The 21,958-nt window shown below is 68.0% G+C and carries 24 protein-coding genes; 9 read left to right on the top strand and 15 right to left on the bottom strand.

The window, feature by feature from the left end:
* The first annotated feature begins 20 nt into the window (after positions 1–20).
* Positions 21–1,718, top strand: a complete 1,698-nt coding sequence (locus tag ACWV14_RS03190; protein ID WP_454902572.1) for an FMN-binding glutamate synthase family protein — start codon at positions 21–23, stop codon at positions 1,716–1,718.
* Entirely contained in the window at positions 1,715–2,632 is a 918-nt protein-coding gene (locus tag ACWV14_RS03185) for a hypothetical protein (RefSeq protein ID WP_454902571.1), read from the top strand. The genes ACWV14_RS03190 and ACWV14_RS03185 overlap by 4 nt, the downstream gene beginning before the upstream one ends.
* Positions 2,633–2,648: 16 nt before the next feature.
* On the opposite strand, the gene ACWV14_RS03180 is transcribed toward ACWV14_RS03185, so the two are convergent.
* From ACWV14_RS03180 to ACWV14_RS03170, 3 genes are all read right to left on the bottom strand, one after another.
* Positions 2,649–2,900, bottom strand: coding sequence for a hypothetical protein (locus tag ACWV14_RS03180; protein WP_454902570.1), 252 nt, complete (start codon positions 2,898–2,900; stop codon positions 2,649–2,651).
* Complete coding sequence (locus ACWV14_RS03175) at positions 2,897–3,379, bottom strand: type VI secretion system amidase effector protein Tae4 (protein WP_454905993.1); 483 nt, start codon at positions 3,377–3,379, stop codon at positions 2,897–2,899. The genes ACWV14_RS03180 and ACWV14_RS03175 overlap by 4 nt, the downstream gene beginning before the upstream one ends.
* Before the next feature lie 112 nt (positions 3,380–3,491).
* Positions 3,492–3,920 (bottom strand): PIN domain-containing protein, encoded by a 429-nt coding sequence (locus ACWV14_RS03170; RefSeq protein ID WP_454902569.1) that lies wholly within the window; start codon positions 3,918–3,920, stop codon positions 3,492–3,494.
* A gap of 118 nt (positions 3,921–4,038) precedes the next feature.
* Between ACWV14_RS03170 and ACWV14_RS03165 the strand changes: the two genes are divergently transcribed.
* Positions 4,039–4,503, top strand: a complete 465-nt coding sequence (locus ACWV14_RS03165) for a surface-adhesin E family protein (protein ID WP_454902568.1) — start codon at positions 4,039–4,041, stop codon at positions 4,501–4,503.
* Here the strand turns inward: ACWV14_RS03165 and ACWV14_RS03160 are convergent.
* The gene (locus ACWV14_RS03160; RefSeq protein ID WP_454902567.1) at positions 4,489–5,718 is read right to left on the bottom strand and encodes a THUMP domain-containing class I SAM-dependent RNA methyltransferase; all 1,230 of its coding nucleotides are present in this window, start codon (positions 5,716–5,718) and stop codon (positions 4,489–4,491) included. The genes ACWV14_RS03165 and ACWV14_RS03160 overlap by 15 nt on opposite strands.
* An 82-nt stretch (positions 5,719–5,800) precedes the next feature.
* Between ACWV14_RS03160 and ACWV14_RS03155 the strand changes: the two genes are divergently transcribed.
* The 4 genes from ACWV14_RS03155 (at position 5,801) to ACWV14_RS03140 (ending at position 9,573) form a co-directional block, all read left to right on the top strand.
* Positions 5,801–7,600, top strand: coding sequence for an ATP-binding response regulator (locus tag ACWV14_RS03155; protein ID WP_454902566.1), 1,800 nt, complete (start codon positions 5,801–5,803; stop codon positions 7,598–7,600).
* 100 nt (positions 7,601–7,700) lie between these two features.
* On the top strand, positions 7,701–8,291 hold the full coding sequence (locus tag ACWV14_RS03150) for a cytochrome b (RefSeq protein ID WP_454902565.1): 591 nt from the start codon (positions 7,701–7,703) through the stop codon (positions 8,289–8,291).
* Positions 8,291–8,872: a YceI family protein gene (locus tag ACWV14_RS03145; RefSeq protein ID WP_454902564.1), complete on the top strand. Its 582-nt coding sequence runs from the start codon at positions 8,291–8,293 to the stop codon at positions 8,870–8,872. Before ACWV14_RS03150 ends, ACWV14_RS03145 begins: the two co-directional genes overlap by 1 nt.
* A gap of 44 nt (positions 8,873–8,916) precedes the next feature.
* Positions 8,917–9,573: a YceI family protein gene (locus ACWV14_RS03140; protein ID WP_454902563.1), complete on the top strand. Its 657-nt coding sequence runs from the start codon at positions 8,917–8,919 to the stop codon at positions 9,571–9,573.
* Between the two features lie 39 nt (positions 9,574–9,612).
* Here the strand turns inward: ACWV14_RS03140 and ACWV14_RS03135 are convergent, their stop codons facing one another.
* The gene (locus ACWV14_RS03135; protein WP_454902562.1) at positions 9,613–9,870 is read right to left on the bottom strand and encodes a hypothetical protein; all 258 of its coding nucleotides are present in this window, start codon (positions 9,868–9,870) and stop codon (positions 9,613–9,615) included.
* Between the two features lie 145 nt (positions 9,871–10,015).
* Between ACWV14_RS03135 and ACWV14_RS03130 the strand changes: the two genes are divergently transcribed.
* Positions 10,016–10,660 (top strand): LysE family translocator, encoded by a 645-nt coding sequence (locus ACWV14_RS03130; RefSeq protein ID WP_454902561.1) that lies wholly within the window; start codon positions 10,016–10,018, stop codon positions 10,658–10,660.
* A gap of 16 nt (positions 10,661–10,676) precedes the next feature.
* Here ACWV14_RS03130 and ACWV14_RS03125 read toward each other — a convergent pair whose 3' ends face one another.
* The 7 genes from ACWV14_RS03125 to argS form a co-directional block, all read right to left on the bottom strand.
* Positions 10,677–12,239, bottom strand: a complete 1,563-nt coding sequence (locus ACWV14_RS03125; protein WP_454902560.1) for a phospholipase D family protein — start codon at positions 12,237–12,239, stop codon at positions 10,677–10,679.
* Positions 12,240–12,375: 136 nt separating this feature from the next.
* On the bottom strand, positions 12,376–13,989 hold the full coding sequence (locus ACWV14_RS03120) for an RNA polymerase factor sigma-54 (protein WP_454902559.1): 1,614 nt from the start codon (positions 13,987–13,989) through the stop codon (positions 12,376–12,378).
* A gap of 103 nt (positions 13,990–14,092) precedes the next feature.
* Positions 14,093–14,887, bottom strand: coding sequence for an LPS export ABC transporter ATP-binding protein (gene lptB / locus ACWV14_RS03115; RefSeq protein WP_454902558.1), 795 nt, complete (start codon positions 14,885–14,887; stop codon positions 14,093–14,095).
* On the bottom strand, positions 14,884–15,594 hold the full coding sequence (gene lptA / locus ACWV14_RS03110; protein ID WP_106935949.1) for a lipopolysaccharide transport periplasmic protein LptA: 711 nt from the start codon (positions 15,592–15,594) through the stop codon (positions 14,884–14,886). The genes lptB and lptA overlap by 4 nt, the downstream gene beginning before the upstream one ends.
* A gap of 125 nt (positions 15,595–15,719) precedes the next feature.
* Positions 15,720–16,367: a thiol:disulfide interchange protein DsbA/DsbL gene (locus tag ACWV14_RS03105; protein ID WP_422088572.1), complete on the bottom strand. Its 648-nt coding sequence runs from the start codon at positions 16,365–16,367 to the stop codon at positions 15,720–15,722.
* 149 nt (positions 16,368–16,516) lie between these two features.
* Positions 16,517–17,278, bottom strand: a complete 762-nt coding sequence (locus tag ACWV14_RS03100) for an SPOR domain-containing protein (RefSeq protein ID WP_454902557.1) — start codon at positions 17,276–17,278, stop codon at positions 16,517–16,519.
* An 11-nt stretch (positions 17,279–17,289) separates the two neighbouring features.
* Complete coding sequence (gene argS / locus ACWV14_RS03095) at positions 17,290–18,975, bottom strand: arginine--tRNA ligase (RefSeq protein WP_454902556.1); 1,686 nt, start codon at positions 18,973–18,975, stop codon at positions 17,290–17,292.
* A 130-nt stretch (positions 18,976–19,105) separates the two neighbouring features.
* Between argS and ACWV14_RS03090 the strand changes: the two genes are divergently transcribed.
* Positions 19,106–19,438 carry a hypothetical protein gene (locus tag ACWV14_RS03090; RefSeq protein WP_454902555.1) on the top strand — a complete coding sequence of 111 codons (333 nt, stop codon included), beginning with the start codon at positions 19,106–19,108 and terminating at the stop codon, positions 19,436–19,438.
* A 53-nt stretch (positions 19,439–19,491) separates the two neighbouring features.
* On the opposite strand, the gene ACWV14_RS03085 is transcribed toward ACWV14_RS03090, so the two are convergent.
* The 3 genes from ACWV14_RS03085 to ACWV14_RS03075 all read right to left on the bottom strand — a co-directional run bounded on the left by ACWV14_RS03085 (position 19,492) and on the right by ACWV14_RS03075 (position 21,955).
* A complete protein-coding gene (locus ACWV14_RS03085) occupies positions 19,492–19,944 on the bottom strand; it encodes a DUF2214 family protein (protein WP_454902554.1) in 453 nt (150 codons plus the stop codon).
* A gap of 61 nt (positions 19,945–20,005) precedes the next feature.
* The gene (locus ACWV14_RS03080) at positions 20,006–20,932 is read right to left on the bottom strand and encodes a LysR family transcriptional regulator (protein WP_454902553.1); all 927 of its coding nucleotides are present in this window, start codon (positions 20,930–20,932) and stop codon (positions 20,006–20,008) included.
* A 42-nt stretch (positions 20,933–20,974) separates the two neighbouring features.
* Positions 20,975–21,955, bottom strand: coding sequence for a Bug family tripartite tricarboxylate transporter substrate binding protein (locus ACWV14_RS03075; RefSeq protein WP_454902552.1), 981 nt, complete (start codon positions 21,953–21,955; stop codon positions 20,975–20,977).
* Between the last annotated feature and the right edge of the window lie 3 nt (positions 21,956–21,958).

The following is a 21,958-nucleotide window of genomic DNA, read 5'->3' as shown; positions in this document are numbered from 1 at the left end:
CTCCGGTCGACACTACTTCTATGCCCACGATTATTCCGTTTCCGGCGCGCTACAGCGCCTTCGCCCTGTGCGTGGCCGGCCTGGTGGCGTGCCTGGCATTCGTGCTGGTTTCGCCGCATCTGTGGCTCGCCTGGGTCGGGGTGGTCGTCTTTGCGGTACTTTCCGGTACCGGCGTACACGACCTGCGGCAGACGCGCCACGCCATCCTGCGCAACTACCCGGTCATCGGCCACCTGCGCTTCCTGCTGGAGTTCATCCGGCCCGAAATGCGGCAGTACTTCATCGAGAGCGACTCGGAAGCCGCGCCCTTCTCGCGCGCCCAGCGCTCGCTGGTGTACCAGCGCGCCAAGGGCGACCCAGACAACCGCCCCTTCGGCACCCAGCTCGACGTGACCGCCGCGGGCTACGAGTGGATCAACCACTCGATGCAGCCCACCAAGCTCGCCAACCACGATTTCCGCATCGTCATCGGCGGCACGCCGCAGCCGGCCGGCACCACCCCGGCGCAGGTCTGCACGCAGCCCTACAGCGCCAGCGTGTTCAACATTTCCGCCATGAGCTTCGGCGCGCTGTCGGCCAACGCCATCCTCGCGCTCAACCAGGGCGCCAAGATGGGCGGCTTTGCGCACGACACTGGCGAAGGCTCCATTTCGCAGCACCACCGCGTGCATGGCGGCGACCTGATCTGGGAAATCGGCTCGGGCTACTTCGGCTGCCGCAACGACGACGGCACATTCAGCGAAGAACGCTTCACCGCCAACGCGCGCGACCCGCAGGTGAAGATGATCGAGATCAAGCTGAGCCAGGGCGCCAAGCCCGGGCACGGCGGCGTGCTGCCGGCGCCCAAGGTCACGCCGGAGATCGCGGCGGCGCGCGGCGTGCCGGTGGGGGTGGACTGCATTTCGCCCGCCTCGCACAGCGCGTTTTCCACGCCGACCGAGATGATGCATTTCGTCGCCAGGCTGCGCGAACTGTCGGGCGGCAAGCCGACCGGCTTCAAGTTCTGCCTGGGCCATCCGTGGGAGTGGTTCGGCATCGTCAAGGCGATGCAGGCCACCGGCATCACGCCCGACTTCATCGTGGTCGACGGCGCCGAGGGCGGCACCGGCGCGGCGCCGGTCGAGTTCAGCGACCACGTGGGCGCGCCGCTGCAGGAAGGCCTGCTGCTGGTGCACAACACGCTGGTGGGCGTCAACCTGCGGCACCGCATCAAGATCGGCTGCGCCGCCAAGGTGATCACCGCCTTCGACGTGGCCCGCATGATGGCGCTGGGCGCCGACTGGTGCAACGCGGCGCGCGGCTTCATGATGGCGCTGGGCTGCATCCAGGCGCAGAGCTGCCACACCGGCCATTGCCCCACCGGCGTGACCACGCAGGATCCGCTGCGCCAGCAGGCGCTGGTGGTGCCCACCAAGGCCGACCGCGTGCGCAACTTCCACCGCAGCACGCTGCATGCGCTGCAGGAACTGGTGCAGGCCGCGGGCCTCGACCATCCGCAGCAGATTACCGCGCACCACATCGTGCGCCGCATTTCCGACACCGAGGTGCGCCTGTTGAGCAACCTGGTGATGCAGGTGCAGCCGGGCGCCCTGCTCGGCCCGCTCGATGCGCAGCACAATGTTTTCCGTACCTACTGGCCGCTGGCCAGTGCAGAGAGTTTCCAGCCCGTGACGCAGGGCCCGCAAGGGCTGGTGACGGGCTTCGCAATGGCCGCATGAATCCACTGAAACGAGGCGCGAACGCGCGCCTGCAATCGCGCAAGGGCGCAGCTTCGGCGCCCGCGCCCCTCGACGCGCTTGCGCGCACACCGGCTCCCGGCGACTACGCGGAGTTCCTGCGCGTCACCCTGCCCCGGCAGGAAAAGAACGTGGCCAGCCATCGCTTCGGCAGCGAACGCGTGTGGCTCAAGAAGGCCGGCCCACGGCACGGCAAGTGGGGCTACCGCGTGATGGCAGCAGTTGCGCGCATGGCGCGGCTGGACATCATCAAGCCGGTGCCCAACCCGGGCGGCGAAGCGGCCATCGCGACCGAGGCCCGGCGCCTGAAGACGCTAGCGGCTGCGGGCCTGCGCGTGCCGACCGTGCTGGCGCAGCAGGCGGACGGCCTGCTGATCTCCGACCTCGGCGAAAGCGGCCGTGCAACCGTGGTGCTCCAGGAGCGGCTCGACCAGGCCGCAGCCGCCGGCCCCGCCGCGCTGCTGGCGGTATGGCGCGAGGGCCTGGCCGCCATTGCCGCCGTGCACGTGCGCGGCCAGCACCTGAGCCAGGCCTTCGACCGCAACCTCGTGCAATGCCCCGACGGCGTGATCGGCTACATCGACTTCGAGGACGACCCGGCCGAAGTCATGACGCTGGCGGAATGCCAGGCGCGCGACTGGCTCAGCTACCTGCACTCCACCGCCATGATGCTGGAGGCCGCCGCACCGCAGGCCGCGGGCCAGCACTGGCACGCGGCGCTGGCCGGGGTGAACGAAGAAGTGCGCGAGCGCATCGCGAACGCGGCACGACGCATGAAGTGGGCGCAGAAGCTGCCGGCCAGCCGACGCTGGGGGCGGGATACGCAGCGGGTGCGGGCGGTGGCGCGGTTGCTGGGGCGGTGGCATCTGGCGGCTCCGGCTGCGCTGCAGAACTAGCAGCAAAGGCCGCTGGCTACGAGGGCTGTTTGAGGTCGGGCCGCTTGTGCCGCCATTTGCGAAATATCCAATCCCCGAGCAAACCGCCCGCCAGCAAAGCAACAAGCTGAACGGCGAGCGCGACCATATAGGCTTGACCCAGATCGTGATCGCTCTTGGCGAAATTGAGTTCGTACCAATGGCCCACGGGGCCAATGAGCTTGTAGAAAACAAAGCCGAGAGCGATCGCTCCGACAACGATGGAGAGGATGCGAGCGACAAATCTCATGGCACGTACCAGAACCAAATGGCGGAGCCTTTTCGGTAGTCGGTCATGAAACCCTCCCATGACATGTTCAGTTGTATGCGGAACCATGACGACAGCGGTGTCAGTCGTGACCCATTCCAGAGGTCTATGTGGTCACCTTGCCGCCCCTCGCCCCAGTAGTTCTGGATGAACACGATCCCGGTGCGCTTCGCGATTTTGTCGAAGCCTTCCTTGCCCGTGTATTTCTCTGTACGGGACATGAGGCCAGACTTGCCGGAGTCCAGCCAGTTCGCCAGCTCCTGAGCCCTGATCGGGTATTTGGGCTTGTCCTTCTGCCAGGAGTAGACACCGTGGAAGCTCTCCATGCTCAGGCTGGAGCGGATGAAGGCGGCTCCCACGTTGATGGCGCATTGATCCTTGTAGACGTCTTTGTCTAGCAAGGCGTCGTCCCCCTTGATCGTCGGGTGGTTCGACCAGAGGGTCGCAAAAGAAGGCTGCATGATTTCCAAGCATGGCAAAGTCTGTTGCCGAAAATCTACCGCAGCCCTCGAAAATTTCGACGACCAGAAGGTTGTCAATTGATACCCGGCATCGAAACAGCAACAGCAGCCCCTAGGCCGCGTACGCCGCCCGCACCGCCACGCCACGCAACGCCAGCCGCTTCTTCATCGACAGCACCGCCTTGTCCTTGCTCAGCAGCAGGGCGCCGTGCGCGACGGCCAGGTCGATGAACACCTGGTCGTCGGGGTCGCTGCACACGCAGGGCGCGCGCGGCGGAATGCTCTCCACCATGCACACGCGCGCGTCGAAATCGGCCAGCACCGCCGGCGCCTGCAGTTTCCGCTGCGCCATGCGCCTAGCGATCAGCGGGTAGCCCAGAACGCGTTCTAGCTCCACACGCATGGGGGCCGTCGCCAGCCAGCGCAGCCCGCCCGCAGCCAGCCGCTCGGTCAAAGGGGCCCAGGCGGGGTCTTCGAAGACGAGCAGGTCGAGCGCGATGTTGGTGTCGATGACGACGGGGCCGGGTTCTGTCAACGTCATGGAATGTTCAGGGAATATGGCCGATGTTGCACCATGCGGGATCGGTGTCAGGCCCGCGTCGGCTCGGTACGCGAGAATTCCCCCGGCACACGCCTTCCCCTCGACCACGCCCTTTTTCATGAAACGAATACCGCTGCTTTGCTTTGCCCTGCTCTCCTCGGCGGGCGTACGGGCCGAGTGGCTGACCCTCACGGGCACGCCCGGGGACGCCGCCAGCAGCTATGTGCAGGTCGATCCAACCGCCATCGAGGTGGACGGCTCGCATCGCATCGTGGCGCTGCGCATGAACATGCAGACTGACCGCCTCAACCGCGACGGCGTCAGGTTCCGCTCGTTCCAGGCCCGCGCCATGGTCGACTGCGACGCCCGCAGCGCCCGCTATGTGAGCGCGAGCTACTTCGCACAGCCCAATTTCGTGGGCGATCCGGTCCTGGTGAAGCAGTTCGAGGAAGGCGACGTGCGCCCTGTGACCTTGCCCGGGGCGCCGCCCGAGCTGGCCGCGCGCACTGTCAATGCAGCCTGCGCCGTGCGACCGAAGCAGGCGCCCAGGCCCGAGGGCGCCGGCGAATCACTTCCGCGCTGAGCCGGCGACCATGTCGAAGCGGAACAGCCGGCATTCGATGGGGCCGTTCCACATCGGCACGCGGCGCGATTCCTTCAGGCGCATCTGCTTGGGCAGCTTCAGGTCTGGCGTGAGCACCCAGGCGGTCCAGCCGGCGTAGTTTTTCTTCCAGTGGGCCGCGAGCTGGGGAAAGAACTCCCCGCCGTCGCCCTGCTCGGTCTGCGCCGATTCGCGGGCGCCGAAGCGGCCGGTGCCGGCCACGCCGCCCACCTCGATGCGCTCGCCGTACGGCGGATTGAGCATGATGACGCCGGCCTCGACCGGCGGCATGCGCTGCAGCGCATCGCCGCCGCGGAACTCGACGGCCTGCGCAACGCCCGCGCGTTCGGCGTTGCGCTCGGCAAAGTCGACCATGCGGTGCGACACGTCCGAGCCGAAGATTGCGACGCCGTGGTCCCGCGCGCCGGCCTCGGCCTCTTTCTTGATGGCGGTCCAGACATGCGCCTGGAACGGCAGCAGCTTCTCGAAGCCGAAGCGCCGCAGCGACCCGGCCGCGATGCCGCGCGCAATCTGCGCCGCCTCGATGGCGATGGTGCCGCTGCCGCAGCAGGGGTCGTACAGCGGCTGGGCCGACACTTCGCCGGTTTCGGGGTTCCACCAGCCGCTGGCGGCCAGCATGGCGGCGGCCAGGGTTTCCTTCAGCGGGGCATCGCCCTTGTCCTGGCGCCAGCCGCGCTTGAACAGCGGCTCGCCCGAGGTGTCGATGTAGAGCGTGCAGGTGTCGGTGGTCAGGTGGGCGAACACGCGGCAGTCGGGCCACTGGGTCTCGATGCTCGGACGCACGCCGTTGGCCTTGGCGCGGAAGCGGTCGGCAATGGCGTCCTTGATGCGCAGGGTGGCGAAGTTCAGGCTCTGCAGCGGGCTGTGCTGCGCCGTGGTCTCGATCTTGAAGGTCTGCTTCGGGGTGAACCAGATCTCCCAGGCCACGCCGTTGGCGATGGCGTAGAGATCGTTTTCATTGCGGTAGGGCGCATGGGCCAGTTCGACCAGCACGCGCTGCGCGAGCCTGCTGTGCAGGTTGAGCTTGAGGGCGTCGCGCCAGTCGGCGCGCACTCGCACGCCGCCGCGCAGCGTGAGCAGGTCTTGCCCGACGCGGCCGGTCAGGGCGTGCACCTCTTGGGCGAGGAATTCCTCGACGCCGGCGGCGCAAGGCAGGAAAAAGGAGAGATCGTTCACTGAAAGTTGGCCATCGGGAAGCCCGACTAGGGGACTCCATTGTCGCCTTGTCACAGCCCTTCTCTATATAGTCGATTCGCCGATGAACCCCATCCTCGTTCCACCGACAGCATCCGCCGCCCCGGCCGCCGCCGGAAGCGACCGCTTCGCCATCGAATGCGAGGTGCTCCGGCTCTCGGTGCGGCCCATCGGCCCGGTGCTGCTGGTGCAGTACCTGCTCAACTGCGGCGTGGCGGCACTGTTCGCCTGGCAGTACTCGCTGTCGCGCGCGCTGGTGTGGATCGGCCTGATCACCATGGTGACGGCGCTGCGCGGCTTCTTCCCGCAGCGCCTGCCGGAGCCTTTCACCCCTCTCACGCTGCGCGCGGCGCAGCGCCTGCACACGCTTCGCACCGGCATCTGGGAGCTGGCTCACGGCCTGGCCGGTGTTCTTCTGTTCAACCCCGCGCGCGCCGACCAGCAGCTGCTGCTGGGCCTGATCCTCATGGGCATGACGCTGTCATCGGCCTTCTCGGTGTCGTTCTACACGCCAGCCACGCAACTGGCGATCACGCTGCTGCTGGCGCCGGTGATCGTGACGGGCCTTTGGATGGGCTCGCCGGAAATGATGGCCGTGGCCGTCATCGGCATCGGCCTGACCGCGATGATGTGGAAGCTGGTGGCCGAGCGCTCTCGCCAGCTCGAGGAAAACATCGGGCTGCGGCTCAACGAACGCACCCTGCGCGAACAGGCACTGGCAGGGCTGCGCGCCTCCGAACAGGCGCAGGCCGAGCGGCTGCGCTTCTTCTCGGCGGCCAACCACGACCTGCGCCAGCCGGTGATGGCCATCGGCCTGCAGGCCGAGGTGCTGCGCCAGCAGCTGGAAAGCGGCGCCGACATGCCGGCGGTGCAGCACACCGTGGCCTCGCTGGCACGCGCGCAGCAGGCGCTCGAGGGGCTGACCAACCAGCTGCTCGAAATCGGCCGCATCGAGGCCGCGGTCGATCCGCTGCGGCCCGAGGCGGTGGCGCTGGCCCCGCTGCTGCAGGAACTGGCGCGGCAGGCGGGCAACGGCCGCGTGGGCGTGCGCTGCCCGGCCGGCGCGGCTGCCTGGACCGACACGGTGTCGCTGCGCCGCGTGCTGGCCAACCTGGTGGACAACGCGGTCAAGTTCACGCCGCGCGGACGCGTGCTGCTGGCGGTGCGGGCGCGCCGGCGCGAGGCCGGCCCCGCCTGGCGCATCGAGGTGCGCGACAGCGGCATCGGCATCCCGGCGGACGCGCAGGAGCGGGTATTCAACGACTTCGAGCAGATCGGCAACGTGGAGCGCAACCTGCAGCGCGGCCACGGGCTGGGCCTGGCGATCGTGCGGCGGCTGGCGGCGCAACTCGGCATCGAGGTGGCGTTGCGCTCGGCACCGGGCCGGGGCTCGGTGTTCAGCTTCGAACTGCCGGCGGCGCCGGACGGCGCGGCGGTGACGCGCACCCTGCCCTCGCCGCAGGCCGGCAACGGCGCGGCGGCACACAACACGCTGCCGCCCGGACTGGCCGTGCTGGTGGTGGAAGACAACGCGGTGGTGGCCGACAGCCTGCTGGCGCTGCTGCGGCAATGGGGCGTGGCGCCGCGCGTCTACGCCAGCGCGGCCGAGGCGCTGGCGCTGGCCGACCTGCGCGCGCTCGACGCGGCGCTGTGCGACATCCGCCTGCCCGGCACGCTCGACGGCATCGCGCTGGCCGAACGGTTGCAGCGGCAGAAGCCGTCGCTCACCATCGCGCTGATCTCTGCCGACATCAACGAGGCCACCCAGCGCCTGGCGCTGCAGCGCGGCTGGCATGCGCTGCGCAAGCCGGTGCAGCCTGACGAACTGCACGGGGTGCTGCTGAAGGCGCAGCCACGGGGCTGAAGGCGCCCGGCCTTGCCCTGCGTGGCCGCTGGCACGGGCCGTGCAACAGCGTCACGGCTTCCGATATATGCTCCGCGCACAGGCCGCCGGCCCTGCCCCGATGTCCACCGACACTCCTCTTTCCTCCCTCCCCGCCGATCAGCTAAACCTGCGCTACGGCGGCGTCGCCATCGCCTTGCACTGGCTGCTCGCGGCACTGATCGCAGGCTCGCTCGGCGTCGGCCTCTACATGACGGGGCTGCCGTTCTCCCCCCTGCGCCTGAAGCTCTACAGCTGGCACAAGTGGGCCGGCGTCACCATCCTGCTGCTGTCGGCGCTGCGGCTGGCCTGGCGGCTCGGGCACCGGCCGCCGGCCCTGCCGGTGGCGCTGTCGCGCTGGCAGCTCGCGGCCTACCGCACAGGCCATGCGCTGATGTACCTGCTGTTCTTCGCGGTGCCGCTCTCGGGCTGGGCCTACAGTTCGGCGATGGGCGTGCCGATCGTGTGGTTCGGCGCGCTGCCGCTGCCCGACTTCATGCCAGTCGACCAGCCCTTTGCCGAGGCGGTGCTGCAGCCGCTGCACAAGGGCTGCGCCTTCACGCTGGCGGGCGTCACGCTGCTGCACGTGGCCGCGGCGCTCAAGCACCACTGGATCGACCGCGACGGTCTGTTGAAACGCATGTGGCCCGCGCCACGCAAGGAATCCGCCTGATGAAGCGCCGTTACCTTTTCGTTCCCCTCGCCTTCCTGGCGCTTGCGCCGGGCATGGCCGCCTTCGCCGAGCCGCCGGCCGCGAAGCTGGTCGCCGACAAGAGCCAGATCGTGTTCGTCAGCAAGCAGATGGGCGTGCCGGTGGAAGGCACGTTCAAGAAGTTCGACGCCCAGGTCGCTTTCGACCCGAAGAAGCCCGAGGGCGGCAGCGTGGCGCTGCACATCGACACGGCCAGCGCCGGCTTCGGCATTCCGGTGAGCGACGCCGAACTGCCCAAGGCGCCATGGTTCGACGCGGCGCACTTTCCGCAGGCCACCTTCCAGTCGAGCGCGATCAAGGCGCTGGGCGACGGCAAGTTCGAGATGACGGGCAAGCTCACCATCAAGGGCACGGCGAAAACGGTGACGGTGCCGGTCGGCATCGCCGCCGCCGGCGGCAACCAGGCGGTGGCGACCGGAAGCTTTACGATCCAGCGGCTCGACTACAAGGTCGGCGACGGCGAATGGACCGACACCTCGATGGTCGCCAACGAGGTGCAGGTGCGCTTCAAGCTCACCATCGCGGGCCTCGGGCCGCTGTGAAGAACCACCAGGCCGCGCTGCTGCTCACTCACCCCCACTCTTTCATGACACATCCAGCCACCGCCGTGAAGACGAAGCTCATCCTTGCCGCGCTGCTGTCGGCCGCGGCCTTCTCCGGCACCGCCACGGCCCAGGAATACACGGCGCCCCCCGTGGCCGTGAAGCCCGCGGGCGGGCCGAAGAAGAACGCGAACTACGTGGTCGACCCGACGCACACCTTCGTGATGTACGAGATGGGCCACTACGGCACCACCACCAACCGGGGACGCTTCAGCACCAAGGACGGCTCGGTGCAGATCGACGGCACCGGCACCAGCGGCAAGGTCGACATCACGATGGACATCAGCTCCATCAACACCGGCGTCGACCTGCTCAACCGCCATGTGCAGAGCAAGGATTTCTTCAACGTGGCGGAATTCCCGACCGGCCGCTTCGTGGCCGACCGGATCGACATCAGCGGAGACAAGGTGGTCGACGTGCCGGGCACGCTCACCCTGATGGGGCAGACGAAGCCGGTAACGCTGAAGGCGGTGCGCTTCAACTGCTACCTGAGCCCGCTGATCAACCGCCAGGTGTGCGGCGGCGACTTCGAGACCACGGTGGAACGCAGCGACTGGGGAATTACCTGGGGACTGAACTTCGGCTTCGAGAACAAGGTGAAGCTGCTGGTGCAGGTGGAAGCGGTCAACGTCCAGCCCTAGGCGCTTCCGGCGCCGTGGCTGGCGGCCCTGCCGGCCTGCCTACCTGACGATGGTCTTGCGGGGGCGGCTCGCGGCCAGCGGTTCCTCGCTATCGTCTTTCGGGGATTTCAGCCAGTTGCGGGCGGCCATCAGGGCACGCGGAAGGTTCAGCAGGACCAGCATCCAGGCGCCCATCGCCACGGCCATCACCGCACCGAACAACAGTTGTTCGGCCAGCGGCGCATCACTCCAGTAGAAGAAGCTCAGCAAAAACGACAGGATCAATGCCCAAATGACCAGAAGGTAGAGATTTTTCATTTTTGTGCGCCGCGGAAGTCGGCACACAAAATGTAAACGAAAACAAAATTTAAGTACTACTTATAGTTTACTTTTCAGTCGTTGATCAGCGTGACTTTCTGCACGTTATTCACCCATTTCAAAATTTCCCCAGGAGACAGCCCCGATGGACAACACCCTTTCCTTGCTGGGCATCGCCGGCGCGATGGCAGTGGGCGCGATGAGCCCTGGCCCCAGTTTCGTCATGGTGGCGCGCACGGCCGTGGCCTCGCGCGGCGACGGGCTCGCGGCGGCGTTGGGCATGGGTGCGGGCGGACTGGTCTTCGCCATCGCCGCGATGGCCGGCCTGCAGGCAGCGTTCCTGGCGGTGCCGGGGCTCTACCTGGCGATAAAAGGCTTTGGCGGCGCCTACCTCGTCTACCTGGGTTGGCGCATCTGGCGCGGCGCGCGCCAGCCACTGGCTGTTACACCGGAAGTGGGTAACTCCCCCGGCCGGCCGGGGCGCGGCGGCCGCACCTTTCTGCTGGGCCTTGCCACCCAGGTCAGCAACCCGAAGACGGCGGTGGTCTACGCCAGCATCTTCGCCGCCTTCCTGCCGCGCGAGGTGCCGCTGGTACTGGCGCTGGCGGTGCCGGCAGTGATCTTCTGCATCGAGACCGGCTGGTACACCATCGTGGCACTGGCGCTTTCCTCGGCGGCGCCGCGCTCTGCCTACCTGCGCTACAAGGCCTGGATCGACCGCGCGGCCGGCGGCGTGATGGGGCTGCTGGGCGTGCGGCTGGTCTGGTCGGCCATTCGCGGCGGCCACTGACTGAATACCGCGGCGCTTACAGCAGGCTCTCGGGCGTCAGCGGCGCCAGCAGTTCGAGCATCGTGCGGTCCCAGAAGCCCGAATCGGGCTCCTCGTGCAGCACCGTGATCTTGCCGGCGTCGTCGCTGACCCATTCGATGCGGCTGTCGTTGCTGCCTTCGGCAAAGCGCAGCCGGTAGGCGCCCTGCTGCTTGAGCACGTCGAGCAGCTTGAGCATCTGCTGCGCCATCTCGGGGCTGTGGATGATCAGCCCGATCTCGGTGTTCTGCGACTCCGAGCGCGGATCGAAATTCATCGAGCCCACGAACAGCGTGCGCCGGTCGATCACCGCCGACTTGGCATGCAGGCGCCCGACCGTGGTGCCGAAGAGCCCCAGCCGCACGCTGCGCCGGGTGCGCGTGGAACTCAGCTCGTACAGGTCGGCGCCGAGCTTGAGCATGTCGGGCCGGTAGCGGCGGTAGGCGGTATGCACCAGCGGTTCGTCGGTGGCGGCCAGCGAATTGGTGACCACGCTGATCTTCACGCCGCGCCCGCGGATCTCGCGCATCACCTCGAGCCCCGTGGCGCCCGGAATCAGGTAGGGCGAGACGATGGTCACCTCGGCGCGCGCGCGGCGCATCTGCTCGACCACGTTGTAGCGCACGCTGTCGACGTCCAGCAGCGGCACGCCGCCGTACGACGCGGTCTTGCCGATCACCCGGTCGGGCGAGTCGGCATAGGCCTCGGCCAGGGTCCAGATCAAGCCCAGCCTGCCGGCGTTCAGGTCGTCCGCAATCGGGCTGTAGCCGAGCAGGTCGTTGGGCGCGGGTTGCGGCGGCGGCGGGGTGGTGTCGGCGCCGGTAGCGGCATCGAAGCGGCGCTGCAGCTCCTCGCGCGAAAGGCTGCTCGCCACCACCGACTGCACGGGGCGCACGTAGGTGCTGTTCCAGTACTGGTCGAACAGGCTGCCGAGCCGGGGGATCAGCGCGCCGGTCACGAAGGTGTCGAGATCGAGGAAGTTCTCGCCCGCCGTGCGCGTGAAGTACTGGTTGCCGATGTTGCGCCCGCCCGCCACCGCCATCGCGCCGTCGGCGATGAACAGCTTGTTGTGCATGCGGCGGTTCACGCGGCTGAAGTCGAACAGCGACGCCGCGAAGCGCCTGACCAGGCTGCCGCGCCCGGCCGGGAACGGGTTGAAGAGGCGCAGCTCGACATTCGGCGTGGCGGCAAAGCCGAGCAGCAGCTCGTCTTCGCCGGAGGTGTAGAGGTCGTCCATCAGCACCCGCACGCGCACGCCGCGCAAGGCGGCATCGCGCAGGGTGCGCAGCAGGTAGCGGCCGGTCTCGTCGTTCTCGATCTGGTAGTACTGCAAGTCCAGCGTGCGCTGGGCGCGGCGCGCGAGCTCGATGCGGGTGTCGAAGGCAAAGTCGCCGCCGGGCATGAGACGGAAGCCGCTCAGGTCGGGGTCGGGCTGGGCGGCCATCGCGAGCTTGCCGAGCGCGGTGTCGGCCGACACGGCCATGGCCTTGGTGGGCGGGCGCGGTGCCTCGTCGGGCAAGGTGGCGCAGCCGGTGACGAACAGCACGGCCAGAGCGAGCACCAAGGCCAGACCCGCTCGCCATTCATGGCCACGCGGCGAACACCGCGGAACCGGCTCTGCCGGGCCGCTGGTGTTGCCCCCTGCAAGGGGGTTGGCGAAGCGACACGAAGTGCGCATAGCCTGGGGGTGTGCCGAGCTACAGCGCCTTGCGCAGGTTGGCCGGCGCGATGCGCAGGGCCTCGCGGTACTTGGCCACGGTGCGGCGCGCGCACTCGATGCCCTGCTCCTTGAGCATCTCGGAGATCTGGCTGTCCGACAGCGGCTTCTTGATGCTCTCCGAGCTCACGAACTGCTTGATCAGCGCACGCACCGCGGTGCTCGATGCATTGCCGCCGGTCTCGGTGCCCAGCGCCGAACCGAAGAAATACTTCAGCTCGACCGTGCCGAACGGCGTGGCCATGTACTTGGCGGTGGTCACGCGCGAGATGGTGGATTCGTGCAGGCCCAACTCGTCGGCAATTTCGCGCAGCACCAGCGGGCGCATGGCCAGCTCGCCGTGCACGAAGTAGCTCTTCTGGCGCTCGACGATGGCGTTGCTCACGCGCAGGATGGTGTCGAAGCGCTGCTGGATGTTCTTGATGAACCAGCGCGCCTCCTGCAGCCGCTGCGACAGCGCCTGGCTGCCCTCGCCCTTGTGCGACTTGAGCGCGCCGGCGTAGATGTCGTGCACGCGCAGGCGCGGCATGACCTCGGGATTCAGCATGACGCGGAACTTGACGTTGGTGCCGCGGCCGGTCTTGGTGACGATCACGTCGGGAATGACGATGTTGCGCTCGACATCGACAAAACGGCGCCCCGGCTTGGGCTCCAGCCGCGCGATGACCTGCAGCGCCGAGCGCACCAGCTCCTCGCTGCTGCGAGTGAGCGTGGCCAGGCGCTTGAAATCGCGCCGCGCGAGCAGCTCCATCGGCTGCTTGCAGATGGCGATGGCGGTCTTGTAGACCTGTGCCTGTTCTTCGTCTTCGTCGTCCTCGGCGGCCAACGCGCGCAGCTGGATGCTCAGGCATTCGCCGAGGTCGCGCGCGCCCACGCCCACCGGCTCCAGGCTCTGCAGCAGGCCGAGCGCCACCTGGAAGTGATGCACCAGGTCGTCGAACTGGTCGTTGTCGTCGCCGGCCAGGCCCGAGGCCAGCGCCGGCAGGGAGTCTTCGAGATAGCCGTCGTCGTTGAGCGACTCGATCAGGAAGCGCAGCGCGGCGCTGTCGTTCTCGCTCAGGCGCAGGCTCAGTGCCTGGCGGTGCAGGAACGACTGCAGCGACTCCTGGCTGCGCGCAAGCTCGGTGGCATCGGCGCGCTCGTCGTCACCCAGGTTGTTCTGGCGCGCGGGGGCGTCGCTGCCCCACTCGCTGTCGTCGGGCGCCATGTCGACGGTGCCGTCGCCTTCCCAGTCGGGCTCGCGCTCGGCGATCTCGGCGGCGGGGCCGTCGGAATCGGCCGTGGTGGTGGTGCCGGTCTCGGTCGAGGCGGCGGAAGTGCTGGCCGGCGGCGGGGTGAAGTCGCTCTCGCCGTCGCCGCCCTCGCCACTTTCGCCGCCGTCATCGCGCGCGACGGGGGCGTCGGCCGTGTCGAGCCCGAATTCCTCGCGCGCCGCTTCTTCCGCGGTGCGCTCGAGGAAGGGGTTCTCGTCGAGCATCTGCTCCACTTCCTGGCTCAGTTCGAGCGTGGAAAGTTGGAGCAGCCTGATCGACTGCTGCAGCTGTGGCGTCAACGCCAGGTGCTGCGAGACGCGAAGGGACAGCCCTTGCTTCATGAGATTGCTGCTCCCCCCAAGGCTGCGCGCTGCGCGCGGCGGCCCCCGCGAAGGATCCCCACGCGGATGGTGGCCACGCTCGCCTTTGACCCGCGCAACACGATCACATCCGGAAGTGTTCGCCCAGGTACACCCTGCGTACCTCGGCGTTGTCGACGATCTCCGAGGGCGTGCCTTGTGCCAGCACATGCCCGTCGCTGATGATGAACGCGTGATCGCAGATGCCCAGCGTTTCGCGCACGTTGTGGTCGGTGATGAGCACGCCGATGCCGCGCTCCTTCAGGAAGCTGATGATCCGCTGGATTTCGATCACGGCGATCGGGTCGATGCCGGCGAAGGGCTCGTCCAGCAGGATGAAGCGCGGCTGGGTGGCCAGGGCGCGTGCGATCTCGACGCGGCGGCGTTCGCCGCCCGACAGCGCCAGCGCGGGCGAATCGCGCAGATGGTCGACGCGCAGGTCGGCCAGCAGTTCGGACAGGCGCTCTTCCATGTGCTGCTTGGACAGCGGCACGAGCTTGCCGCTCGCGTCGGGCTCATGCTGCAGTTCGAGCACGGCGCGCACGTTTTCCTCGACCGTGAGCTTGCGGAAGATCGAGGCTTCCTGCGGCAGGTAGCTCAGGCCCATGCGCGCGCGGCGGTGGATGGGCATGTGGGCGATGGGCTCGCCGTCGATGGTGATGTCGCCCGCATCGGCGCGCACCAGCCCGACGATCATGTAGAACGAGGTGGTCTTGCCGGCGCCGTTGGGGCCGAGCAGCCCGACGACTTCACCCTTCTGCACGTCGAGCGAGACGTCCTTCACGACCGTGCGGCTGCCATAGCTCTTCTTCAGGCCGCGCGCCACCAGGCGGCTGCCCGGTGCGCCGTTGGCTTCCTGGGTTCCAGCGGTTTCGATCACTTGCGGGTTTCTCCATCGCCACCGAGCGTGGTGGTCGAGCGCAGGCCCGTGCCGGGTGCCGGCGTGGACGCTGCCGGCGCGGCGGGCTTGGCTCCGGCGGGAGCGCCGGGCGCGGGCGCCGTGGCGGCCTTGGGTGTCAGGATGGTCTTGACGCGGCCGCTCGGGGACGACGCGTTGACCGCGGTGTTCGGCGGCACGGTGGAACCGTTGACCGTGTAGGTGTCGTTGCTCTGGTCGTAGACGATCAGGGCGCCGGTGCTCACGTCGTTCGGCGTCGAACCGAGCAGGCGGCGCATTTCTGCGTTGCGGATGAACTTGACGTTGTCGGCGCGGCTGTCGTACTCGATGACTTCGGATTCGCCCTCGATCCACTCGTCAGGTGCGTTGCGCTTCTGCTTGTAGTAGGCCCGCTTGCCGGGCGCCGCCGTGACCACGCCGTACTGGTAGCCCTCGGCGTCCTGGCGGACATCGAGCCGCGCGCCGCGGATGATGATCGTGCCTTTTGTTACCAGCACGTTGCCCGTGAACACGCTGGTCTGCTTGAGGTCGTCGTAGCGCATGGCATCCGACTCGATGTTCATCGGCTTGCTGCGGTCGGCGGTCTCGGCCAGGGCGCCCGAGGCAAGGCCGGCCAGCAGCAACGCGGCGGCAGCCAGGCGGCCGACGCGACGCAGGAAGGGAGTGGTGGAGTAAGAATGCAATGTCATAGAGGCACGAAACTTGCTCGGCATTGTATGCGGCTGATTGCGTCAACCCGCACGCACAGATGAAAAAGCCCGCCGAAGCGGGCCGGTGAGGGGCGCAGCGGCACGAAGTGCGCGGAGCCTGGGCATCAGCCCTTTTTCGCTTCACCCACGAGGTAGTTCACGACCTGCAGCACCTTGGTCATGCTGCCGGCGGTTTCGCCGTCCACGTACCAGCGGCCGGCGACAGCCATGGCCGGCACGCCAGCCACCTTGTAGGCATCGGTCATCTGCGAAGCCCGCTTGGCCTTGCTGGCCACGCCGAACGAGGTGAAGAGTTCCTTGAACTTGGCGCCGTCGAGGCCGTTGGCGGTGGCCCAGGCAATGATGTTGGCGTCGCCGTTCACGTTCTGGCGCTGCGCGTGGATCGCATTGAATACCTTCGGCTGGTATTCGTCGACCTTGCCCATGGCTTCGAGCGTGTAGTACAGGCGCTGCTTGGCTTCGACGTCGTTGCCCACGAAAGGCACCGGGATGCGGCGGAAGGCCACTTCCTTGGGGGCCGACTTGACCCAGGCTTCGAGCGACGGTTCGAAGTCGTTGCAATGGGGGCAGTTGTACGAGAAGAACTCGACCACTTCGACCTTGCCGGCCGGCGCGTCGACGGGCACGCGCTTGTCGAGCACCAGGTACTCGGTGCCTGCCTTGGGCGCACGCGCCTGGGCATGGGCCGGGTTGGCGGCCAGGGACAGCAGCCCGAGCGAAGTGGCGGCCAGCGAAAAGTCACGACGTTTCATTGAAAGGATTCTCCAGTTGGTACGGCAGACTGAGCCGGCACGCGGCGGGGAGTTCCCCCGCCCGCGGCGCGCCCAAGGCGATGAATGGTGGCGGCAAATACCGCGCGGCGAAGCTTAAGGGCTATTCGTGGCAATCGATTGCCGCGGCTTCAGCGTTGCACCCGCACGAGTGCCGAGTCGAGGCCGCCGCCGTCCAGGCGCTCCTTGAGCCGGTCGGCGTCTTCCTTCTTGTTGAAGGGGCCGGCGCGTACGCGGTAGACGGTGCGGCCCGCCTGCTCGCGCTCGGTGACCTTGGCCTCGACGCCCATCAGCGACAGCTTGGCGCGCTGCGCCTCGGCGTCGTCGGTGGTGCGGAAGGCGCCGGCCTGCACGAAGTACATGAACGGGTCGGCGCCCGAGCTGCTGCTGGCGGCGCTGCTGTTGCCGCTGGGCGCGGCCGACGCGGTGGTCGTGCTGCCGGAGCCGCCGCCCGAGCGGGCGCGCGCCAGGTCGCCCAGCGGGTCGTTCGACGGAGGCAGCGCATTGGCCTCGGCCGGCACGGGCGCGGTGCGCGGCTTGGCCGTGGGCGCCACCACCACGGGCACCGGCGGCGCGGTCGTGGGTGGTGCGGTGGCGGGTGCGACCGCGGTGGTCGCCGGCTCGCCGGTGACGGGGTTGACCGGACCGCTCGCGGCCGGCGCCGGCTTGGGGGCGCCAGCCTTGCCGGCCAGCGGCGCGTTCGGATCCCAGTCGCGGTTCTTGCGGGCTTCGGCTTCGTCCTGTTCGGCGCCGCCGCGCTGCGTCTTGGTCACGAAAGGAATCGGCACCTTGGTCACGTAGACCGCAATGCCCAGCGCGACGCCAAGGCCGAGCACCAGCCCGATGATCAGGCCGATGACGATGTTGCCGCGTTGTCTGGTTGTCTTCTTCATGGTGAGGTGGTTCACATCTTGCTCGGCGCACTGACGCCAAGAATCGCGAGGCCATTGTGCAGCACCTGCGCGGTCGCGGCGACCAGCGCCAGGCGGGCCAGCTTGACCTTCTCGTCGTCCACCAGGATGCGTTCGGCGTCGTAGTAGCTGTGATAGCTGGCGGCCAGCTCGCGCAGGTAGAAGGTGACGTCGTGCGGGGCGAAATCGCGCGCGGCCGCGGTGAGCATGGCCGGGTACTTGGCCAGCAGCAGCATCAGCGCCTGGGCCGCCGGGCTTTCCAGCGGCGACAGGTCGACGCCCGCGAGCGTGGCGCGGTCGCCGCCCCAGCCCGCGAGCACCGAGCAGATGCGCGCATGCGCGTACTGCACGTAGTACACCGGGTTGTCGTTGTTCTTGGTGACCGCGAGGTCGACGTCGAAGGTGTACTCGGTGTCCGGCTTGCGGCTCAGCAGGAAGAAGCGCACGGCGTCGGTGCTGGTCCATTCGATCAGGTCGCGCAGCGTGACGTAGCTGCCGGCGCGCTTGCTGATCTTGACCTCCTCGCCGCCCTTGACCACGCGCACCATGGTGTGCAGCACGTAGTCGGGATAGCCCTCGGGGATGCCCTCGCCCGCAGCCTGCAGGCCGGCGCGCACCCGGGCGATGGTGCCGTGGTGGTCGGTGCCCTGGATGTTGACGACCTTGTGGAAGCCGCGCTCCCACTTGGCGATGTGGTACGCCACGTCGGGCACGAAGTACGTGTACGTGCCGTCCTGCTTCTTCATCACGCGGTCTTTGTCGTCGCCGTAGTCGGTCGACTTCAGCCACAGCGCGCCGTCCTGCTCGTAGGTCTTGCCGGCGGCCACGAGCTTCTGCACGGCGGCCTCGACGCGGCCGCTGGTGTACAGGCTCGACTCCAGGTAGTACTGGTCGAAATGCACGCGGAAGGCCTGCAGGTCCAGGTCCTGTTCGCGGCGCAGGTAGGCCACGGCGAACTCGCGGATGGCGTCGATGTCCTCGATGTTGCCGGTGGCGGTGACTTCGCGGTCTTCAGACTTGACGGTCTTCTTCGCCTTGAAGTCTTCGGCGATGTCGGCGATGTAGTCGCCGTTGTAGGCCGGTGCCTTTTCGCCGCTGGGCCATTCGGCGTCGCCGGGCTTGAAGCCGCGCGCGCGCAGCTGGGTGCTGTTGGCCAGCGTCTGGATCTGCACGCCGGCGTCGTTGTAGTAGTACTCGCGCCACACGCTTTCGCCCTGCGAGGCGCGCAGGTTGCAGATGGCGTCGCCCAGCGCGGCCTGGCGGCCGTGGCCGACGTGCAGCGGGCCGGTCGGGTTGGCCGAGACGAACTCGACCAGCACCTTCTCGCCGGTGGCGGGCTGCTGGCCGAAGCTTTCGCCGGCCGACAGCACCTCGCGCACGATCTGCTGCTTGGCCGCCGTCTTCAGGCGGATGTTGAGGAAGCCGGGGCCGGCGATCTCGATGGCCTCGACCCATTGGCCGAAAGCGGGGGTTGCGAGCAAGGCGGCGCTGAGCTGTTCGGCCAGCTCGCGCGGCTTGCGCGCTAGCGGTTTGGCGAGCTGCATGGCTGCCGTGCTGGCGAAATCGCCATGGGCGGCCACCTTGGGCGACTCGAACGCGGCTTTGGAGCCAGCGCCGGGCGAGAGGGATTCGAGCGTGTTCGCGAGCGCCGCGAGCAGCTCCTGTTTGACCAATAGCATCTGCGAATTTTACCGGGGGCAAACCCGAGCGCTGTTGACAATGGTCATCCAATCGTGAACCTGGGCCGTTACGATGGTCGGCCCCGGGGCGGGGCAACTGTCACAACCAACCTTGCAAGGACATATCACCATGAAGAAGTTCCTTTCCCTGGTAGCCCTGGGCGCCTGTCTCTCCTTCGGCGCCTACGCGCAAGACAAGGCCGCCGCACCGGCAGCCGCTCCCGCCGCAGCAGCCGCACCGGCCGCCGGCGCCAGCTGCGATGCCAAGGCTGTCGACAAGAACGGCAAGGCCCTGGCCGGCGCCGCCAAGGCCAGCTTCGTCAAGAAGTGCGAAAAGGACACCAAGGCCGCCGCCGCTCCTGCCTGCGCGACCAAGGCTGTCGACAAAAACGGCAAGGCCCTGGCCGGCGCCGCCAAGAACAGCTTCATGAAGAAGTGCGAAGCGGACGCAGCCAAGGGCTGATGCACCGCCAACGCTGAAGAAGCCCGCCTCGCGCGGGCTTTTTTCGTCCCGGCTTATTTGCCGAAGCCGCGCGCCAGGAACACCGCCACCAGCGGGATCAGCGCGATCAGGTGCGCCTGGACCATCACCAGCTTGCGCGTCTTCCTGATGTCGGCCTCGTCCGGCAGCTTGCCGGTGGCGCGCAGCGTCTTGCGCCAGCGGAAGTAGGTGAGCGTCGGGAAGATCGAAACCACGCCGACGATGATGAAGAGCCCCAGCTTCACGTGCAACAGCGGGTTGGTCCAGTACCAGGCCGTGCCCTTCATGCCCCACCAGGTGCGTGCGATGCCGGTGGCGAGCACCGCGACGGCCGCGATGCCGTAGACCATGTCGACCTTGGCCAACCGCTCCACCACGGCCGCGTTGAGCCACTGCACCCGGCACAGCGCCGCTTCGCTGGAGATGAACACCACCATCGTCAGGATGGCCAGCAAGTGCACATAGGCGAGGATGGCTTCGAGCGTCATCGAGGGCTTTCTTCTCTGTGGGGTTGCAAATGCAAACAGATTGTGCCGCCGCTGAACCGCACTACGCCCTGCCGCCCCAGAATTCCGGGTTCCCGTATTGCTCCTTGAGGAAATCAAGCCACAGCCGCACCCGCAGCGGCAGGTGCTTGGCACCCGCGAACACGGCGTAAATGCCGTTGGGCGGCGCGGCGAATTCGTCGAGCAGCGGCACGAGCAGGCCGGCGTCGATCTCGGCCTCGACTTCCCAGGTGCTGCGCCAGGCGATGCCATGCCCGGCCAGGCACCAGTCGTGCAGCACCTGGCCGTCGGAGCAATCGAGCGGGCCGCTGGGCCGCAGGTGGATGAGTTCCTGCACGCCGGCCTCGGTGGTAATGCGAAAGGCCCAGCCGCGCGTCTGCGAAGCGTCGCTCGACAACGTGAGGCAGGCAAAGCGCGAAAGCTCGCCCGGATGCTTCGGCTTGCCGTGCCGGCGCACGAAGTCTGGCGTGGCGACGCAGCGGCGGCGGTTGTCGGCGAGCCGCACGCTCACCAGCGACGAATCCGGCAGGTCGCCCACGCGCACCGCGCAGTCGAAGCTCTCTCCGGTGACGTCGACTACCCGGTCGCTGAGGTTCAGCGAAATCGTCACCTCAGGGTGCAGCGCATGAAAGCGCGGCACCAGCGGCGCGACATGCCGGCGGCCGAAGCCGGCCGGCGCCGTCACTCGCAGGTGGCCGCTCGCCTTGATGCCGCCGGCACTCACGCTGGCCTCGGCGTTGGCGAATTCGGTAAGCAGGCGCTGGCAGTCTTCGAGAAAGGCGCTGCCCTCGTGCGTGAGGGTGATGCGGCGCGTGGTGCGCACCAGCAGCTTGACGCCCAGCCGCTCTTCGAGCGCGTCGAGCCGACGGCCCATGATGGCCGGGGCCACGCCCTCGGCCTTGGCCGCGGCGGTGAGGCCGCCCCGGGTCGCGACGGAAACGAAGGATTCGAGCTGCTTGAGGCGGTCCATGGCGGGCGGAACTATATCCCCCGCCGTACGAAGGACGCGGCCTTATTCGGGCCGCACGCCCGCCTCGCGCACCGCCGCGCCCCAGCGCGCATGCTCGGCCTTGATGTACTGCGCCGCCTGTTCCGGGCTGCCGCCGCCGGGCGTGCTGCCTTCGGCCAGCAGTTGCGAAATGGTCACCGGCCTGGCCAGCGCCTTGGCGATGGCAGCGTTGAGCTTCTTCACGATGTCTACTGGCGTACCGGCGGGCACGACGATGGCTTTCCAGTCCACCGCCTCGAAGCCCTGGTAGCTCTCGCCCACCGTCGGCACGTCGGGCATCACCGGCAGGCGCTTGGCCGAGGTGACGGCCAGCGCGCGCAGCTTGCCGCCCTTCACCATCGAGAGCGCGCCCTGCGGCGTGGCGAACATGTAGTCGGTCTGCCCGCCGAGCAGGTCGGTGATGGCGGGTGCGGCGCCCTTGTAAGGCACGTTGAGCACCTTGAAGCCCGCGCGCTTGGCGAGCACCTCGCCGGTCATGTGGCCCAGCGTGCCGGTGCCCGCGAGCGCCTGCTTGATCTCGCCGGGCTTGGCCTTGGCGGCCGCGACCAGTTCGGCCAGCGACTTGTACGGCGCCTCGGTGCGCACCACCAGCACCACCGGCTGCGATGCCACCACGGCCACCGGCACCAGGTCCTTCAGCGCGTCGTAGGGCATCTTGGGAAACAGCGTCGGGTTGATCGCGAGGTTCGCGGTCTGGCCCAGGCCGATGGTGTAGCCGTCGGGCTTGGCCTTGGCCACCACGTCCATGCCGATGTTGCCGTTGCCGCCCGCGCGGTTGTCGACGATGAAGGTCCACTTGGTGTCGTCCATGACCTTCTGCGCGATCAGCCGCGCCACGATGTCGGTGGCGCCGCCGGGCGTGTAGGGCACGACGAGGCGCGCCGGCTTGTCGGGCCAGGCCGTGTCGGCCAGGGCGGGTGCGGCGCTCAGGCATGCCGCGGCCGCGGCGCAGGCGAGCAGTGCGCGCCGTGTGATCGATTGCATGGG

The sequence above is a fragment of the Variovorax durovernensis genome (assembly GCF_977011995.1).
Note: the sequence above shows the minus strand (reverse complement) of the source record. Positions and strands in the feature narration are given on the sequence as shown.